The 16,485-nt window shown below is 70.6% G+C and carries 15 protein-coding genes and 3 pseudogenes; 11 read left to right on the plus strand and 7 right to left on the minus strand.

From position 1 onward, the window contains the following. Window positions 1–4: 4 nt before the first annotated feature. Both FGL15_RS10355 and FGL15_RS20900 read right to left on the minus strand, forming a co-directional pair. Window positions 5–1,741, minus strand: coding sequence for a glycoside hydrolase family 2 TIM barrel-domain containing protein (locus FGL15_RS10355; RefSeq protein WP_138945966.1), 1,737 nt, complete (start codon window positions 1,739–1,741; stop codon window positions 5–7). Beyond that, window positions 1,726–2,712: pseudogene (locus FGL15_RS20900) on the minus strand (sugar-binding domain-containing protein); the annotation flags it as partial. The gene FGL15_RS10355 and the pseudogene FGL15_RS20900, both read right to left, overlap by 16 nt. Here FGL15_RS20900 and FGL15_RS21510 point away from each other — a divergent pair. Continuing rightward, window positions 2,624–3,595 (plus strand): annotated as a pseudogene (locus FGL15_RS21510) (LacI family DNA-binding transcriptional regulator); the annotation flags it as partial. The pseudogenes FGL15_RS20900 and FGL15_RS21510 sit on opposite strands and share 89 nt — an antisense overlap. Window positions 3,596–3,717: 122 nt before the next feature. On the opposite strand, the gene FGL15_RS20910 reads toward FGL15_RS21510, so the two are convergent. Then, a complete protein-coding gene (locus FGL15_RS20910) occupies window positions 3,718–4,617 on the minus strand; it encodes an NAD-dependent epimerase/dehydratase family protein (RefSeq protein ID WP_138945968.1) in 900 nt (299 codons plus the stop codon). 65 nt (window positions 4,618–4,682) lie between these two features. Here FGL15_RS20910 and FGL15_RS10375 point away from each other — a divergent pair, with 65 nt between their 5' ends. After that, a complete protein-coding gene (locus tag FGL15_RS10375; RefSeq protein WP_064295846.1) occupies window positions 4,683–4,994 on the plus strand; it encodes a metalloregulator ArsR/SmtB family transcription factor in 312 nt (103 codons plus the stop codon). Between the two features lie 73 nt (window positions 4,995–5,067). Here the strand turns inward: FGL15_RS10375 and FGL15_RS10380 are convergent, their stop codons facing one another. Beyond that, window positions 5,068–5,964, minus strand: coding sequence for an alpha/beta hydrolase fold domain-containing protein (locus FGL15_RS10380; RefSeq protein ID WP_138945969.1), 897 nt, complete (start codon window positions 5,962–5,964; stop codon window positions 5,068–5,070). A gap of 198 nt (window positions 5,965–6,162) precedes the next feature. Here FGL15_RS10380 and FGL15_RS10385 point away from each other — a divergent pair, with 198 nt between their 5' ends. Next, window positions 6,163–6,657 carry a GNAT family N-acetyltransferase gene (locus FGL15_RS10385; RefSeq protein WP_138945970.1) on the plus strand — a complete coding sequence of 165 codons (495 nt, stop codon included), beginning with the start codon at window positions 6,163–6,165 and terminating at the stop codon, window positions 6,655–6,657. Between the two features lie 24 nt (window positions 6,658–6,681). Here the strand turns inward: FGL15_RS10385 and FGL15_RS10390 are convergent. Continuing rightward, a pseudogene (locus FGL15_RS10390) lies at window positions 6,682–7,574 on the minus strand (DUF808 domain-containing protein). Between the two features lie 133 nt (window positions 7,575–7,707). On the opposite strand from FGL15_RS10390, the gene FGL15_RS10395 reads away from it, so the two are divergent. From FGL15_RS10395 to FGL15_RS10410, 4 genes are all read left to right on the plus strand, one after another. Next, the gene (locus FGL15_RS10395; RefSeq protein WP_138945971.1) at window positions 7,708–8,109 is read left to right on the plus strand and encodes a cupin domain-containing protein; all 402 of its coding nucleotides are present in this window, start codon (window positions 7,708–7,710) and stop codon (window positions 8,107–8,109) included. A gap of 132 nt (window positions 8,110–8,241) precedes the next feature. After that, on the plus strand, window positions 8,242–9,462 hold the full coding sequence (locus FGL15_RS10400) for a hypothetical protein (RefSeq protein WP_138945972.1): 1,221 nt from the start codon (window positions 8,242–8,244) through the stop codon (window positions 9,460–9,462). Window positions 9,463–9,671: 209 nt separating this feature from the next. Continuing rightward, window positions 9,672–10,616, plus strand: a complete 945-nt coding sequence (locus FGL15_RS10405; RefSeq protein ID WP_138945973.1) for an alpha/beta fold hydrolase — start codon at window positions 9,672–9,674, stop codon at window positions 10,614–10,616. Between the two features lie 90 nt (window positions 10,617–10,706). After that, the gene (locus FGL15_RS10410; protein ID WP_138945974.1) at window positions 10,707–10,967 is read left to right on the plus strand and encodes a hypothetical protein; all 261 of its coding nucleotides are present in this window, start codon (window positions 10,707–10,709) and stop codon (window positions 10,965–10,967) included. A gap of 40 nt (window positions 10,968–11,007) precedes the next feature. Here FGL15_RS10410 and FGL15_RS10415 read toward each other — a convergent pair whose 3' ends face one another. Both FGL15_RS10415 and fdhD read right to left on the minus strand, forming a co-directional pair. After that, window positions 11,008–13,299, minus strand: a complete 2,292-nt coding sequence (locus FGL15_RS10415) for an FdhF/YdeP family oxidoreductase (protein ID WP_138945975.1) — start codon at window positions 13,297–13,299, stop codon at window positions 11,008–11,010. After that, window positions 13,296–14,204, minus strand: coding sequence for a formate dehydrogenase accessory sulfurtransferase FdhD (fdhD, locus tag FGL15_RS10420; RefSeq protein ID WP_138945976.1), 909 nt, complete (start codon window positions 14,202–14,204; stop codon window positions 13,296–13,298). Before fdhD ends, FGL15_RS10415 begins: the two co-directional genes overlap by 4 nt. Before the next feature lie 93 nt (window positions 14,205–14,297). Here fdhD and FGL15_RS10425 point away from each other — a divergent pair, with 93 nt between their 5' ends. Genes FGL15_RS10425 through FGL15_RS10440 form a run of 4 tightly spaced genes read left to right on the plus strand, consistent with a single transcriptional unit; the run spans window position 14,298 to window position 16,478 of the window. Next, complete coding sequence (locus FGL15_RS10425) at window positions 14,298–14,975, plus strand: molybdenum cofactor guanylyltransferase (RefSeq protein ID WP_138945977.1); 678 nt, start codon at window positions 14,298–14,300, stop codon at window positions 14,973–14,975. Then, window positions 14,972–15,244: a DUF6457 domain-containing protein gene (locus tag FGL15_RS10430; protein ID WP_138945978.1), complete on the plus strand. Its 273-nt coding sequence runs from the start codon at window positions 14,972–14,974 to the stop codon at window positions 15,242–15,244. Before FGL15_RS10425 ends, FGL15_RS10430 begins: the two co-directional genes overlap by 4 nt. After that, window positions 15,241–15,879 carry a hypothetical protein gene (locus tag FGL15_RS10435; protein ID WP_138945979.1) on the plus strand — a complete coding sequence of 213 codons (639 nt, stop codon included), beginning with the start codon at window positions 15,241–15,243 and terminating at the stop codon, window positions 15,877–15,879. Before FGL15_RS10430 ends, FGL15_RS10435 begins: the two co-directional genes overlap by 4 nt. Next, window positions 15,876–16,478, plus strand: a complete 603-nt coding sequence (locus FGL15_RS10440) for a molybdopterin-binding protein (RefSeq protein ID WP_240773500.1) — start codon at window positions 15,876–15,878, stop codon at window positions 16,476–16,478. Before FGL15_RS10435 ends, FGL15_RS10440 begins: the two co-directional genes overlap by 4 nt. Window positions 16,479–16,485: the final 7 nt, after the last annotated feature.

Consider the following 16,485-nt stretch of genomic DNA (forward strand, 5'->3'; position numbering starts at 1 on the left):
CGACTCAGTGACCCACCGCCTCCAGATCCAGGACGACGTCCTCCAGGCCGGGACCGCTCGCCGTCACCGTGATGGCGCCGGCCCCGGTCGGCCGGACGATCGCCAGCGCCCGTCCGTCGAAGGTGGTGCGCGTGGTCGCGTCGAAGCGCTCGGTCGTCTTCGGGGTGCCGGTTCCGAAGCCCGCGAGCCGACCCGCGCCCGTGACGCTGACCGAGACCTCGCGGTCGGCGCCGGTCACCAGGACGCCGGCCGCGTCACGCAGCTCGATCGCGATGAAGGCGAGATCGGTGTCGTCCGCGCGGAGCGTCGTCCGGTCGGCGGCCGCCACGAGCCTGGTCGGGCCGGTGGCGGAGACGAGCGCGGTGCGGCCGACCTCCGCGCCCGAGCGGAACGCGACCGCCTCGAGCGTGCCCGGCCGATAGACGGTCTCGAACTCGGCGAGCTTCGGCCGACGTCCACCCACCGGCCCCCGCGCCACCTCGACACCGTCGAGCAGCAGGGCCACCTCGTCGGCGTCGGCGGCGACCTCGACCGTCACCGGCGCGCCCTCGAAACCGGGCCACGTCCACGAATCGACCGAGTCGCTCCACGCCCACGGGGACTGCATTGTGATCGTCTGCCCGTGCCGTTCCGGTCGGAGCACCGCGATGGCCGGCTCGGACCGCAGACCGAACACGATCTCCCGGTAGTACGACACCGGCCGCCGCCAGCCGGTGATGTCGAAGTCGCCGCACCAGGCGGTGAGGTACGGGAACTCGCGCTCGAGTGCACCGTTCGCCTCGGGGTCCTCGGCGTAGGAGGTCGCACCGATGCCGACCTCGCCGAGGTAGTCCCACCCGGTCCAGGTGAAGTCGCCGATCACGTTCGGGTTCGCTTCGACGAGCGGCCAGAGGTCGCCGATCTGGGTCGGGAAGGTCTCCGAGCCGACGATCACGCGGTGCGGGAACCGCTCGGCGTCGTTCGCGTAGCGGCCGTCCGCGTAGTTGAGACCCAGGACGTCGAGCGCCGCACTGGACTCCTCGGTGCGCGTCGTGACGGCGTCGGAGGAACCGATGAGGCTCATCATGTTCGCGCCCGCTTCGCCCATCAGCTCGTTCAACCCCTGGTCCGACGCCATGATGCCGTCCAGATCGTCGAGCACGGCCAGGGTCGCGTTCACGCCGTTCGTCACGAGTCGTGTCGGATCCAACGAGCGCACGTGCTCGGCGAGTTCCCGCGCCTGGATCGCACCGTGCGGGGTGCCGACCTCGACGATCTCATTGCCGATCGAGTACATGATCACGCTCGGATGGTTCATGTCCTTCGCCACCATCGACTCCAGATCGGCCCGCCACCACTGCGCGAAGTCGAGGGAGTAGTCGTGGTCCGTCTTGCCCCGGCCCCACATGTCGAAGGCCTCGTCCATGACGAGCATGCCGATGCGGTCGCAGGCGTCGAGCATGGCGGGCGACGCCGGATTGTGGGCCGCGCGGATCGCGTTGAAGCCGGCGTCCTTGAGGAGCTGGACACGCCGTTCCTCGGCGCGCGCGATCGACGCTGCACCGAGCGGACCGTTGTCGCTGTGGATACAGGCCCGCGGAGCAGCACCGGTTCGCCGTTGATGCGGAGACCCTTCCGCGGGTCGACCGTGACCGTGCGGATGCCGTGGACCGTGTGGACGACGGCCGACTCGTCGGCGGGCTGGTCGTCGACCTCGAGCGAGGTCCGCGCCGAGTACAGCGCGGGGGAATCGACGCTCCACAGGGCCGGGTTCGGCACGTACAGCCGCTGGCGGATGAGCGCGGTACCACCTGGCGCGACGGTGACCGGCGTGCGCTCGCCCTCGACCACGCTCCCGTCGGGTCCGGCGAGTTCCGTCGCGAGGATGCCCGCACTCCTGGTGAGTCCCCGGTTGACGACGGTCGTCGCGACTTCGAGCACCGCCTGGTCGTCCTCGATCCGGATCGTCGTGATGCGGACACCATCGGGCTCGACGTGCGTGGGGTCGTCGACGTGCAGGAGGACCGGGCGGTGCAGGCCGGCTCCGGCGTACCAGCGCGAGTCCTGACCTGCGCGGGTCTCGATGCGCAGCGTGTTCGTCTCGCCGAAGCGGAGGAACGGGGTGAGCTCGACGAAGAAGCGCGCGAAGCCGTCGGCCCGATTGCCGGCGAACTCGTCGTTCAGATACACCATCGCGTGTCGGAACGCGCCCTGGATCTCGAGCCGGACGATGCGACCGGACCACTCGGCGGGGACCTCGAAGGTCTTCACGTGACTGAACGCGCCGGCGGGGAAGTAGGCGGCCCCGCCCTTGGCGAGTGCGTCCGGCGAGCGCTCGGCATCGCGCAGGGCGTCGTGCGGGAGGGTCACGGCCAGCGAGTCGTCCACGCCGCCCTGAACGGCGGCGAAGGGGCCTCGGGGTGCACGGACGATCCAGTCGCCGGTGAACGGGATGGTGGTCATGATGTGCTCCAGTGCAGATCGGGGTGCGAAAGTCTTTCGGCTTCTTACGCCGAGATCCCGACTGTATGCGAGGCCGCAGGGCATCGTCAACGCGTCAATTCGAAACTGTTTCGCTAGGCTGGGCGCGACCGACGGCCGCCCGCTGTGGGACGCGGAAGGGGACTCCATGGCACGAACACCGATGACGGGTCCGACGCTGGCGTCGATTGCCGAGCGCGCCGGTGTCTCGATCGCGACCGTCTCGAAGGTGATCAACGGTCGATCGGGCATGTCCGAGGCGACGCGTGCCCGGGTCGAGGCGGCCGTGCGCGAGCTCGGGTACCGCCCGACACCGCGGTCGATCCCCGGTGCTCCGCGAACCATCCACGTCGTGTTCGACACCCTGCACAGCGTCTACTCCCTCCGTGTCCTCGACGGCATGGTCGCCGCGGCACAGCGGTCGGACGTCGATCTCGTGACGCGGGTGCTGTCGCCCGGTTCCGGCTTCGGTTCCACGGATGCGACCGGAGACGAGGTGGCGCTCGACCGCAGCTTCGTCGACGGCGTCGCGTCGCGAGGTGCGATCGGCATGATCGTCGTCACGACGCCCATCGCCGCCGACGTCGTCGACGCCTGCCTCGACGCGGGGATCGCGCTCGTCGCGGTCGACTCGCCGGATCCGCTCGACCGCTCGGTCGCGAGTATCGGCTCGAGCCACGCCACCGGCGGGCAGCAGGCGGTCGAGCACCTGCTCGGTCTCGGCCACCGGCGGATCGCCTTCGTCGGAGGGAACCCGGCGAATCCAGGCCTGCGGGCGCGCGCCGTCGGGTACCGCGAAGCACTTCGCGGGGCGGGTATCCCGCTCGATCCCGACCTCGTCTCCGAGGAGGGGATGGGGGCCGCTGGGGACGCCGTCGCGCACATGCTGGCACGCACGGATCCGCCGACCGCCGTGTTCGCGACCAACGACGCCGACGCCTTCGCGGTCGTGCGCACCGTCCTGCGGGCCGGCCTCCGGGTGCCGAATGACGTGAGCGTGGTCGGCTACGACGACACCTACTCGGCCATGCTGACCGTCCCCCGCCTCACCACGGTTCACACGTCCATGCACGACATCGGCCGGGCCGCCGTCGACACCCTGCTCCGCCTGCACGCGGGGAGAAGCCGTTCTCCCACCACCTCGAGCTCGCGACCACACTTATCGAACGCGAGTCGACGGGGCCCCTCCCAACCTCAACGCGCTGAGCTGCCCGAATCGGTGCGATTCTGCACGGATTTCGAGCAGTTCCGGGCGACTCAGTGGGATGAGCGCGACAGGCGGAGGTCGCGGAGGGTGAACCGTCCGATGGGGAGCGCGGCACGGATCCGGGACTCGTCGAAGCGGCGTGAGGGACGGAGGTCCGCAGGGAGTTCCGGTGCCGGTGGGGCCGCCTCGCTCACTCCTTCCGCCAGCATCTGCGCCTGCGCCTTCGCCACGAGCGGCGTCTTCATGAGGCGTTCCGTCGCGCGTGCGAGCAAGCGGATCGTCCAGACGGGGACCGGGACGTACAGCGGGCGGCGTCCGGCCACGTGCGCGATCCGGCGCACGGCCGCACCCAGCTCGAGTTCCTCGGCGCCCATGACCGCGACGGTCGGCTCCGACACCCGGCCCTCGAGTGCTGCGACGAGAACGTCGACGGCGTCCGCGACCGGCACCGGACGCACGAGACGCTCGCGGTAGCCCACGGTCGCGAACACCGGGAAGGTGCGGACTGCCTTGGTGACGTGATCGACCATGTGGTCGCCGGCGCCGTAGATCATGCCGAACTTGAGGACGGTGTGCGCGATGCCCGAGCCCCGCACGATCTCCTCGGCCGCCCACTTCGTCTCGTGGTACCCGGAGCCGCAGTCGGGGCGCGCGCGGAGGAAGCTCACCAGCACGATGCGACCGACGCCGGCGCGACGGGCCGCGTCCACGACCGCCCGGGTGCCGTCGACGTGCACGCGCTGGAAGGTCTGATCACCGAGCTCGCGGTTGATCCCGGCGCAGTGTGCGACCGCGTCGCAGTCGGCGAACGCGGCGGCCAACGCTTCGACATCGTCGATCTCCACGCCGGTGCGTCGGGAGACGACGACGATCTCGTGCCCGTCGTGCTGCAGCCGCTCGGCGAGGTGTCGTCCGACGAACCCGGTCCCACCGGTGATGGCCACTCGCATGCTGTCTCCTTCGCTTGTTAGCAATATAGCGAAACTGTATATCGCAATTGTGCTAGATTGCAAACATGGCAGATACAGCGTCGGACATCTTCGCCGCGCTCGCTCATCCGACGCGGCGGCAGATCCTGCAGGACCTCAAGGACGGCGAGCTCGCCGCGGGGGAGATCGCCGCACGCTTCGACGCCACCGGTCCGACCATCTCGCGGCACCTGAGCGTCCTGCGCCAGGCCGGCCTCGTCTCCGAGCGCCGCGATGCGAACCGCATCCTCTACTCACTCGTCGGTGAGCGCCTCGCGCTGTCGGTCGGCGACTTCCTGTCCACCGTCTGTCCGGAGCAGATGGTCCTGCGTGAGGTCCGCAAGCGCCGGACCGCGTAGCTCGGTCTCGATCCGGCCTTGAGTCGCCCGAAGGTGTTCGATTCCGCCGCGATGTCGAGCCGTTTCGGGCGACTCAGCGCAGCCCGTGCGTGACGCTGTGGACGATCGTCTGCGTGGCGGCCTGTCCGGCGCGGGTCGGCAGCAGCGCCCAGACGTGGAACTGCGCGGCGCCCTCGTGGTAGTCGACCTCGACGCAGGCCGCTTCGGCTCGTTCGACGAGCAACTCTGCGTCGGGGTTGAGGACGTCGCGGGTCCCGCTCAAGACCGTGAGCGGCCCGAGCCCGGCGAGGTCGCCGAAGAGTGGGCTCACGGCCGGATCGGTGATGTCCAGATCGCCGCGCCAGTGCTCCGCGAACACGCGTCCGCCGGGCGTCGCCAGCCAGGGGTCGCTCGGCTGCACGAGGGGGATCCGCGGGTTGCTCCAGGTGAGGTCGAGCGCCGGTGACAGCAGGGTGGTCATCGGCAGGACGACGCCCTCGTCCCTGAGCCGGAGCGCGGCCGACAGGGCGATCTGACCGCCGGCCGAGTCGCCCGCGAGGACGGTCGGCCCGTGCCGCTCGATGCTGCGCCGGACCAGCTCGACGACGCCGTTCTGCGCCACGGCCGCGGTGCCGTAGGGCACGAGCGGGTAGATCGGGAGCGTGACCACGGCGCCGGTCTCCGCCGCGAGGGTGGCGGCCAGTGTCCAGTGCTGCGGTGCGATCTCGCCGACCCAGCCGCCGCCGTGCGCGTACACGACCCCGCCGATCGCCGGTCGTCGCGTGGGGGACACGGTGTACACCGGCCAGCCTCCGAAACGTTCGACGTCGACCCGGACGTCGCTGCGGAGGGTGCTGGGCGGACCGTAGGACGCCGGCCGGAGGGTGCGCTCCCGGATCCGGCGACGCGCGCCGGCCTCGCTGACGAAGGCACGGTTCGCGCGGATGAGTCGGAGCGCGGGGCCGACGACGACGCCTGGGATGGTGAGCACGGTGCCTCCGCGGTTGACGGGTTCCTGGGGGTCGCCACGCTAGCAGCGCAGGCTGGGCAGGAGTCCCCATCGCCCGGTCTCCTCCGCCGCTGCGGGTCGGGCCGTCCTTGACGGGGCCGGTGCGGGTTTCGCGTGGGACACTGGCAGACGGCGTCGACGTGCCGATCGCGCCGCAGCAGCCCGTCCCGAAGGAACCGCATGCCCGAGCTGAACCCCGTCGTCATCGAGCGAGTCGCCTGGGACGACGAGCGGGCCATGCGGCTCCGCGCCGCGATGGACGAGGAGATGGACGCACGGTACGCGTCGGCCTGGGAGGACTGGGACCCGGCGGCCGCCGAGCGGGCGCTGACCGCGTTCACCGTCGATCCTGCCGACATCAGCGCAACCTTCCTGGCCCTCATCGACGGCGAGCCGGTCGGCCACGCCGCCCTGCGCCGACTGCACGGCGAATGGGAGCTCAAGCGAGTCGTCACCCTCCCGAGCCACCGTGGCCGGGGCGTCTCGAAGCGCCTGATCGCCGCCGTCGAGGACGCCGCCCGTGCGGAGGGAGCGTCCCGCCTCATCCTGCAGACCGGCGACCGCCAGCCCGAGGCCGTGCGGCTCTACGAGTGGCTCGGCTACGAGCCCATCCCGATCTACTCGCCGTACGAGGTCATCCCGATGTCGCTCTGCTACGCCCGCCCGCTCCGCTGACGCTCGGCAGCGCGGCTATCGCCGCTAGTGAGCAGCCTTCGCGGGCTGGTTCCGTGAGCGCAGGCGTGAGATCCCGGTCACGATCGCGACGACGATCAGGCCGAGGACGAGTCCGAACACCGCGGACATCGCGGTGTCGGCGATCCAGACGACGACCGGTCCGGCGGCCTCGATCGCGTGGGTGACGACGTGCAGGAGGTCGTACGGGCCGTGCCAGAACGTCTCGGCGAGGTTCGCGATCACGAGGTGGCCGCCGACCCAGAGCATCGCCACCGTGCCGACGACGCTGATGACGCGGAAGACCGCGGGCATCGACGCGACGATCCGTGCACCGGTGCGGCGGACGCCGCGTGACGGGTTCTTCATGAGCCGGAGTCCGATGTCGTCGATCTTCACGAGCAGGGCGACCGCACCGTAGACGACCGCGGTCATGACGAGGCCGATGACCAGGAGGGCCCCAGCGTCATCCAGATGCCGAGCCCGGAGTCGAGGCTGGCGAGGGAGATGAGCATGATCTCCGTGCTGAGGATGAGGTCGGTGCGGACGGCCCCGGAGACGAGCTTCTTCTCGTCGCGGACGTCCTCCTCTGCCTCCGCGTGGTGCATGCCGAACCACTCCATGACCTTCTCCGCGCCCTCGAAGCAGAGGTAGGTGCCTCCGATGATGAGGAGGAACGGCAGCACCCAGGGCGCGAACGCCGTGAGCAGCAGGGCGATCGGGATGATGATGACGAACTTGTTGATCAGGCTGCCGCGGGCGATCCGCCACACGACCGGCAGTTCCCGCGCGGGGGTGAGCCCCTGCACGTACTGCGGGGTGACGGCCGCATCGTCGATGACGACGCCGGCGGTCTTCGCACTCGCCTTGAGGGCTGCGCTGAGGATGTCATCGACAACGGCGAGCAGGCCGACCGACATGTGCTTCTCCTTGGCTCGGGGGTCACACCGCTGCGGGCTCGGCGGGGACGGAGTCCACAGTACTGTCGCGATCGCCGAAGGGTGTACTGCTGGACACTCCCTCGCCGACGTGCACGGCCGTAGCGTCGTCCGTATGCAGATCCAACCGAAACCCGCGACGATCAAGAACCCCGCCGAGCAGTTCACCGGCGATGTCTACCTCGACCTGCTGGCCGCGCCGCAGGAGGACGGCCAGCACATGGTGGTCGCGAAGGTGCGGTTTCTCCCCGGTGCCCGCACCGCGTGGCACTCCCATGCCAACGGGCAGACGCTACACGTCACCGAGGGCGTCGCCCTCATGGGTACGCGCGACGGTGCCGTTCTCGTCGTCCAGCCGGGCCAGACGGTCTACACCCCGCCCGGCGAGGAGCACTGGCACGGGGCCACGCCGGACGACTACATGGAGCACCTCGCGATGTTCGAGCGGGCGGACGACCCCGCCGCGAGCACGACCTGGCTCGAGCACGTCGCCGAAGCCGACTACCACCGCCCCTGATCGACTGCCCGACCGCGACCGCGCTTCTCCGCTGTGGAGAAGCGGGCGTCCTCCCCAGAGGTAGGGAGGCCTCCCTTCCATGCGGATGCCACCCCGGTACTGTTGGCACTCACGACAGATTGGGGATTTCGAATGGTCGAGACCACACCGCGCCGCTCACGGTCGGCCGTGCTCGCGCTGACCTTGACGATCGGAACGCTCGTCGCGGCGGCGATCATCGGCGGATACTTCATCATCGTCGGCGATCAGGCCGACATCGCCGGGCGGGTCTGGCTCACGCTGCTGCTGCTCGCGGCCTTCGTCGGGGCCGTGTCGCTCGACGCCGCAGCCGGCCACGGGCCCAACAAGTGGTACCTCGCGGTGTCGACGTTGGTGAACATCTTCCTCGTCACCGTCGGCCTCCTGAAGCTGTGGAACGGGTGGCTCCAGCCGCCGAACACCTCCGACGGGTTCGTCTGGTCCACGCAGATCATGCTGTTCCTCGGCATCCTCATCATCGTGCGTCTGGCGCTCATCATCATCCAGGTGTACTTCCTCCACTTCGTCACCCGTGCCACGTCCACCGTGGTCAGGGCCACCGGCATCGTGACGATCGCGCTGATCATCGCCACGGTCCTCGTGCTCGTGCTGCCCATGGCCTTCCCCGAGGGAACCTGGGCGGACTGGTGGTGGCGCATCGCCGCGGCCACGACGCTCGCTGCGGCGATCTCCGCCGTGATCCCCGTGATCGTGCGGGCGTTCTCCCCGAAGCCGGAGGGCGAGCAGGTGTCCTACGGGCAGCAGCCGTACCGTCCGGAGGTCTACCAGCAGGCCGCACCCGGGTACCCGGTGCAGGGTTACCCGGGTCAGCAGGGTTACCCGGGTCAGCAGGGTTACCCGGGTCAGCAGGGCTACCCGGGGCAGCAACCGCAGCAGCCGTACCAGGGGCAGCCGTACCCGCAGCAGCCGCACCAGGGGCAGCAGCAGCCGTTTGGCGGCCAGCCGAACCCCGGCCAGCCGAACCCCGGCCAGCCGAACCCCGGCCAGCCGAACCCCGGCCAGTATGGGCAGGGGCACCCCGGGCAGGGCTACCAGGGGCAGCCGTACCAGGGGCAGCCCGCCCCGCAGCAGCCGGGCCAGCAGTGGCCCACGCCGTCCTGGCAGGGCTCCGCGCCCGGCCAGCCTGCTCCGGCACAGCCCGCTCCGCAGCAGTGGGGACCTCCGCAGCCGCAGGTCCCGTCGTCGCCGGTTCCGCCCGCGCCTCAGCAGCAGGACCCGCAACGTCCGCAGGAGTCCCGTCCTCCGCAGGAACCGAAGCAGCCTTCGGTGGCGCCGCAGCCGGCGGAGCCGCAGAGCCCGCCGCCCGCCGAGTAGGCGAACCGACCACGAGCCGGCTGGAAGCCCACCGCTTCCAGTCGGCTCCGTCGTCGGTCGCACTCGAAGCCTCGCTTCGCTTGCGCACAACTGCGTAGCCGCGTCGGGCACGTCTTCGCCCAGCGGCGGATGTGGCGATGCGCTCGCTCCGTGAGTATGGAATCGGCGCGGTGCGACCGCCCGCCGCCGACTCCTCACGATGGGTGACGATGCGCAAGCTCCTGAAGGTTCCACTGATCTCGATCGCCACGATCGCCGGCCTCGTCGCGGCGGGCCTCGCGACGACGAGCATCGTGAACGCCGTCGCGAGTTCGTCGGAAGCGGGCGAACTGCAGCCCTACGGGCAGTTGGTCGACGTCGACGGCAAGGACATGAACGTCGTCATCAGTGGTTCCGGCGCCGAGACGATCGTCCTGCTGCCCGGCCAGGGCACCGCGGCACCCGGCCTCGACTTCGAGCCGCTCGTCGACGAGCTCCGCGACCAGTACCGCGTGGTGGTCGTCGAGCCGTTCGGCTACGGCCTCAGCGATCAGACCGACGTGCCCCGGACCTCGGCCAACATCGCCGGCGAGGTGCACGCCGCCCTGCAGCACCTCGGCATCGACCGGTACGTCCTCGCCGGACACTCGATCGCCGGCATCTACGCCCTCGAGTATCTGGAGCGGTTCCGCGCCGAGGTGACGGCGTTCATCGGGATCGACACGAGCGTCCCGACCCAGCCCGGAAGCGACGAGCCGACGCCGACCGACGGCGTCGACACGCTGAAGGCGCTCGGCATCCTCCGCCTCCTCACCGCCATCGCGCCCGACCCGTACGAGGGCCTCCCATACGACGCCGCCACGAAGCGCCAACTCGCGATCCTGACGAACCGCAACGCGATGTCGCCGACGCTGCTCGACGAGATCGCCCACACGCCGGGCAACTTCCAGGCGGCCCGATCCCAAGCGTTCCCGGCCGACCTGCCGATCCTCATGTTCGTCGTCGGCGACGACCCGGAACTCTCCGACTGGGTGCCCCTCCACGAGGAGCAGCTCGCCGGAGTCGAGCGGGGTGAACTCGTCCGACTCGACGGCGGCCACTACCTGCACCACACCGAGGCGACGGTGATGGGCGAGGACATCAAGCAGTTCCTCGCCGACACGCCGGGAGACTGAATCCCCGGCCGATCCGGGCTGGCGTGTCGTCGGATGTCGGGTTAGGCTCACTCTCTATCGAACGTATGTTCGAATGACGGGAGGCCACGCATGTTGATCACGAGCACCGAGATCGCGGTCTGGACGACGCCGGCAGGCGTGCCGGAGCGACTGTTCTGGGATGGAGCCCGGTACCTCGTCACCGACACCCCGACCCCGCTCGAGCCGAACGTCTCGTTCCTTACCCATCCGCCCGCGGCGACCCCCGCCTGGCGATTCCAGGCGACCGCTGCAGACGGCCGGTCCTTCGTCTTCGACATCCGACTCGACACCGCGCGCGGACGCTGGCAGCTCCTCCGAGCGTACGAATGAACCGCTCAGACCGTTGCCCGGGTCGACGTCGCTCCGGCTGTCAGGCGGCCGGCTGCAACCGCACGACGATCGCCTTCGAGACCGGGGTGTTGCTGCGGTCGGCCGTCGAGTCGAGCGGGACGAGGACGTTCGCCTCGGGGAAGTACGCCGCGGCGCATCCACGAGCGGTCGGGTAGGAGACGACGCGGAAGCCGCGGAGCTCCCGATCCGGCTGCCCTGCCCACTCGCTGAAGACGTCCACCGTCTGCCCGTCCTCCAATCCGAGGTCGCGGAGGTCGTCCGGGTTGACGAAGACGACGTTCCGGCCCTTCTTGATGCCGCGGTACCGGTCGTTGAGGCTGTAGATCGTCGTGTTGAACTGGTCGTGCGAGCGCAGGGTCTGCAGGAGCAGCCGACCGGGCGGGCAGTGGATCGGTTCGAGCTCGTTGACCGTCAGCAGGGCGCGACCCTCGGGGTTCGTGAACGTGCGGGAGTCCCGCGGTCCGTTCGGTAGGACGAAGCCGTCCTCTCGGCGGATCTGCTCGTTATACCCCTCGCAGCCCGGCACGACCCGTCCGATGTGTTCGCGGATCGTGTCGTAGTCATCCTCGAACGCCTGCCAGGCGATGCCCGAGTCCTCACCGAGCGTCGCTCGCGCGAGGCGCGTGATGATCGCGACCTCGGAGAGCAGACCGGGCGCTGCCGGCGGGATGCGTCCGTGCGAGGCGTGGACCGCGCACACCGAGTCCTCCACGCTGACCATCTGCGGTCCGCTCGCCTGCAGATCGATCTCGGTGCGCCCGAGGGTCGGCAGGATGATCGCCGCCTCGCCCGTGACCGCGTGCGACCGGTTGAGCTTCGTGGAGATCTGAACGGACAGCTGCGTGCCGCGGATCGCGGCCTCGGCGGCGGCGGTGTCGGAGATCGCCGCGACGAAGTTGCCGCCGAGCGAGATCCAGGTGCGGACCTCGCCCCGCTGCATCGCTCGGATCGCGTTCACCGCGTCGACCCCGTGCTCCCGTGGCATCGGGACCGCGAACTCGCGCTCCATGGCGGCGAGGAAGGATTCGGGCATCTGCTCCCAGATGCCCATCGTCCGGTCGCCCTGCACGTTGCTGTGCCCGCGGATCGGCGATGCACCGGCGCCGGGCTTGCCGATGTTCCCGCGGAGGAGGAGCAGGTTGATGATCTCCTTGATCCCGTTGACTGCCGCCTTGTGCTGGGTCAGACCCATCGCCCAGGTGACGATCGTCGCGTTCGACGCGATGTAGCGCTCGGCGAGTTCGTCGATCTGCTCGCTCGTGAGGCCGGTCGCCTCGAGCACCGCCGCCTCGTCGAGGTCGGCCAGGTGGGCCGTCAGCTCCTCGAGTCCGAGGCAGTGCTCGGCGAGGAACGCGTGGTCGAGGATCGTCCCCGGAGCTGCCGCCTCGGCCTCCAGGACCCGCTTCGAGACCGCCTGCAGCAGTGCCATGTCGCCGCCGAGCCGGATCTGCAGGAACTGGTCGGAGATGACCGTGCCGCGCCCGACCATGCCGCGGACCGTCTGCGGGTTCTTGTACCGCTCGAGCGCCGCCTCGGGGAGCGGGTTCACCGAGACGATCGTCGCGCCCGCCTGCTTCGCGTCCTCGAGCGCCGTGAGCATGCGCGGATGGTTCGTGCCCGGGTTCTGGCCCATGACGATGATGAGGTCGGCCTGCTCGAAGTCCTCGTACCGGATGGTCGACTTCCCGACCCCGATGACCTCGCCGAGCGCCGTGCCGGTGGACTCGTGGCACATGTTCGAACAGTCGGGGAGGTTGTTGGTCCCGAAGGCGCGCACGAAGAGCTGGTAGACGAAGGCCGCCTCGTTCGACGCGCGGCCGCTCGTGTAGAAGACGGCTTCGTCGGGGGACTCCTGACCGCGCAGCTGATCGCCGACGATGGCGAACGCCTCGTCCCAGCTCACCGGCCGGTAGTGGTCCGAACCGGCCGGCTTGTAGACGGGCTCCGAGAGTCGACCCTGCATGCCGAGCCAGTACTCCGACTTGTCGGCGAGATCGGTGAGCGAGTGTTCGGCCCAGAACGCGCTCGGGACGACGACCGGCGTCGCCTCCCAGATGACGGCCTTCGCGCCGTTCTCGCAGAACTCGAGCTTCTTGCGGTCGTCCGGATCGGGCCAGGCGCAGCTCATGCAGTCGAAGCCGCCGCGCTGGTTGATCGAGGTGAACAGCTCCGCGGTCCGCTTCGGCCCGAGTTGCCGGAGGGCAGGCTCCATCGAATGCAGGATGCCGGGCAGGCCGACGGCGACGTGCTTCGGGTGGGTGACCTCGATGTCGGCGTCCGTGACGTCCTCGACGGGTGGTTCGGCGCTCATGCGTTCGCTCCGGTCTGGAGTGCGGCCGATGCCGAACCGTCGGAACGTGCCGATCCGTCGGTGTCGGACGCGGCCGGGTCGGCGAGCCGGTGCGCTCCGCTGTAGACGACCATCGAGTCGCCGCGGAGGAAGCCGACGAGCGTCATCCCGAGTTCGGTGGCCAGTTCGGCGGCGAGCGAGGACGGAGCGGAGACGGCGGCGAGCATCGGGATGCCGGCCATCGAGGCCTTCTGCGTGAGCTCGAAACTCGCGCGCCCCGACACCATCAGGACCATGGAGCGGAGCGGGAGCAACCCCTCCTTCGCCGCCCATCCGACGACCTTGTCGACGGCGTTGTGTCGGCCGACGTCCTCGCGGAGGACGAGCATCTCGCCGGTCCGGGCGTCGAACAGGCCGGCCGCGTGCAGACCGCCGGTGCGCTCGAAGACCGCCTGCTGTGCTCGGAGACGGTCGGGGAAGGTCACGAGGAGCGCCGGGTCGAGGCGGAAGTCGTCGTCCGCGACCGTGTACCGCGAGCTCGTCCGGACGGCGTCGATGCTCGCCTTGCCGCAGAGGCCGCACGAGCTGGTGGTGAAGAAGTTCCGTTCCAGGCTCGGATCGGGGGCGGGGACGCCGGGGGACAGGGCGACGTCGAGCACGTTGTACGTGTTGACGCCCTCGTCCGTCGCGCCGGCGCAGTAGCGCGCGGTCCGGACGTCGTCACCCCGAGCGATGACGCCCTCCGAGACGAGGAAGCCGATCGCGAGGTCGACGTCGTGGCCGGGCGTCCGCATCGTGATGGCGAGCGAACGACCACCGACGCGGATCTCGAGTGGTTCCTCGACGGCGAGGACGTCCTCGCGGGTGCGTGCGGGCTGTCCCACCGTGATGCGGGTGACGCGTCTGCGCGCCGTGATGCGAGTCATGGCTCATGGCTATCACCACCATCGGACGAGGGCAAGGTGCCTCACCGGATCCGCAGCCGCCTCGGGGGCTGGATCGCGGCCTAGGCTGGTGCCATGTCCGTCGACGCGATCATCCTCGCGGGAGGGCGGTCCTCCCGCCTCGGCGGCGTCGCGAAGGCGTCGTTGCTCCGCGACGGCCGGACGCTCCTCCAGCTCGCGATCGATGCTGCGCGGGTGGCGGACGGCCGTGTCGTCGTGGTCGGCCCCGAGGTCGAGATGACTGATCCAGTCCGCTTCGTCCGCGAGCGCCCCGTCTTCGGTGGCCCTGCCGCGGCCATCGCCGCAGGCCTGGACGCCCTGCGTGATGACGTCGCGGCCGAGGGTCCCGCGCAGGTCGCCGTCCTCGCCTGCGACATGCCGGATGCCGCACCGGCGCTCGCCGCGGTGCTCGATGCAGCGACAGCCGCGACCGGGACCGACACCGACGGCTGGGTCGCGGTGGACGACTCGGGTCGGGAGCAGTCGCTGCTCGCCGTCTACCGCCGGGAGGCCCTGGAACGCCGGGTCGCCGCACTCCGGGCGTCACAACCGAGCGGTGACCTCGCGGGCGTCTCCGTCCGCCAGCTGCTCGCCGGACTCGTCCTCCGACAGGTGCCCATTCCCGCCGGCGGCTCCGCCGACGTCGACACCTGGGCCGACGCCACCGAACTCGGGGTCGTCACCGCCGTCGAGTCGCCGGCGCCGACCGCGTCCACCACACCGACCGCCGACCCTGAGGAGCGTCTCCCATGACCGATGACCTGCATGCCGTCCTCGCCGACTGGACCGAACGGGTGTCCGCTGAGCTGGAGCTCGGTGACGTCGTGGTCGACATCGACGCCGTCCTCGGACTCGCGGGCACGGCCGCGCACGCCGTGCTGCGTCCGGCCGCCCCGCTGACCACGTACCTCGTCGGCATCGCCGTCGGGAAGGCCCTCGCGAGCGGGGCGGATCCGGTCGCCGCCGCCGAGGCTGCGACCGCGGCCGTCGAGCGGCTGGTCGCCTCGGACTCGACCGCATGACGAGGTCCTCCTGGTCGGACGCCCGCAGCATCGCGCATGCGGCGGGTGCCGCGCAGCGGTCCGACGTCGTCGACACCCTGGCGCTCGCCGAGGCCCTCGGACACGTCCTCGCGGCGCCGCTCGTCTCGCCCATCGCGATCCCGCACTACGCCTCCTCGGCGATGGACGGCTGGGCGGTGGCCGGGAACGGCCCGTGGACCCTGCTGACCGGCGACGACGCCGAACGCGGACGGTCGGTCGGACTCAGCGATGGTGTCGCGGTCGACGTCCTGACCGGAGGGCTGATCCCGGCGGGCGCCGACGCGGTCCTCCAGCTCGAGCACGGCGTGGTCGAGCAGGGCTCGGGATCAGCTCGCCTCCACCTCGCGCCGTCCGCACCGAGCGGGGAGCCGCGGCCAGGGCGGCACATCCGGCCCGCCGGAACCGAGTCACCCGCGGGGTCGACCGTCCTCGACGCAGGCACGCGCCTGGGGCCCGTGCACCTCGCGGTCGCCGCCAGTGCCGGCTTCGACCGCGTGTCCGTCATGCCGCTGCCGCGGGTCCGCCTGGTCCTTACGGGCGACGAGGTCGTCACGAGCGGCGTGCCCGCCCCGGGTTCGTGCGCGACAGCTTCGGTCCATCACTCCCGGGAGTGATCGCCTCGCTCGGTGGCGTCGTCACGTCCAGTGTCCGTGTCGGCGACGACGCGTCCACCACGGCCGACGCCCTCGGGCTGACGAGTGCGGTCGGCGCTCCTGCCTGCCACCAGCGGGACCTCATCGTGACCACGGGTGGCACCGGCGACTCTCGCGCCGATCATGTCCGAGCGCTGCTCCGCGACGCCGGAGCGGACTTCCTCGTGGACGGCGTCGACGTCCGCCCGGGTGGCCCTGCGCTGCTCGCGCGGCTGCCGGACGGTCGCCTGTTCGTCGGGCTGCCCGGCAACCCGCTCGCCGCACTGCTCAGTGTCCTCACGCTCGTGCACCCGGTGCTCGCGGGCCTCCAGGGACTCGAGCTTCCGGCCCTGCGACCGGCGGTGCTCGCCTCGCCCGTCGACGGGGTCCGTTCCGGGACGGTGCTGCGTCCGTACCGCTCGGTGCACGATCCCGATTCGGCGACGCCGCATGCGGAGCCGACGCCGTGGCACGGGGCAGCCATGCTCCGAGGCCTCGCCGACGCCGACGGTGTGCTCGTGTGCCCGGGCTCCGGCGCGGCCGCGGGCGGCCTGGTACCGAGTCTCGACCTGCCCTGGTGATCGGGCC

This window comes from Plantibacter sp. M259, assembly GCF_006065115.1.
GTDB lineage: Bacteria > Actinomycetota > Actinomycetes > Actinomycetales > Microbacteriaceae > Plantibacter > Plantibacter auratus.

Bases quoted from the DNA above. Each gene is read 5' to 3' on its own strand.
- FGL15_RS10375 (WP_064295846.1), top strand. From the start codon at position 4,683: ATGGCAGATACAGCGTCGGACATCTTCGCCGCGCTCGCTCATCCGACG.
- FGL15_RS10415 (WP_138945975.1), bottom strand. From the start codon at position 13,299: ATGAGCGCCGAACCACCCGTCGAGGACGTCACGGACGCCGACATCGAG.
- FGL15_RS10435 (WP_138945979.1), top strand. From the start codon at position 15,241: ATGACGAGGTCCTCCTGGTCGGACGCCCGCAGCATCGCGCATGCGGCG.
- FGL15_RS20910 (WP_138945968.1), bottom strand. From the start codon at position 4,617: ATGCGAGTGGCCATCACCGGTGGGACCGGGTTCGTCGGACGACACCTC.
- FGL15_RS10430 (WP_138945978.1), top strand. From the start codon at position 14,972: ATGACCGATGACCTGCATGCCGTCCTCGCCGACTGGACCGAACGGGTG.
- FGL15_RS10385 (WP_138945970.1), top strand. From the start codon at position 6,163: ATGCCCGAGCTGAACCCCGTCGTCATCGAGCGAGTCGCCTGGGACGAC.
- FGL15_RS10405 (WP_138945973.1), top strand. From the start codon at position 9,672: ATGCGCAAGCTCCTGAAGGTTCCACTGATCTCGATCGCCACGATCGCC.
- fdhD (WP_138945976.1), bottom strand. From the start codon at position 14,204: ATGACTCGCATCACGGCGCGCAGACGCGTCACCCGCATCACGGTGGGA.
- FGL15_RS10395 (WP_138945971.1), top strand. From the start codon at position 7,708: ATGCAGATCCAACCGAAACCCGCGACGATCAAGAACCCCGCCGAGCAG.
- FGL15_RS10410 (WP_138945974.1), top strand. From the start codon at position 10,707: ATGTTGATCACGAGCACCGAGATCGCGGTCTGGACGACGCCGGCAGGC.
- FGL15_RS10425 (WP_138945977.1), top strand. From the start codon at position 14,298: ATGTCCGTCGACGCGATCATCCTCGCGGGAGGGCGGTCCTCCCGCCTC.
- FGL15_RS10400 (WP_138945972.1), top strand. From the start codon at position 8,242: ATGGTCGAGACCACACCGCGCCGCTCACGGTCGGCCGTGCTCGCGCTG.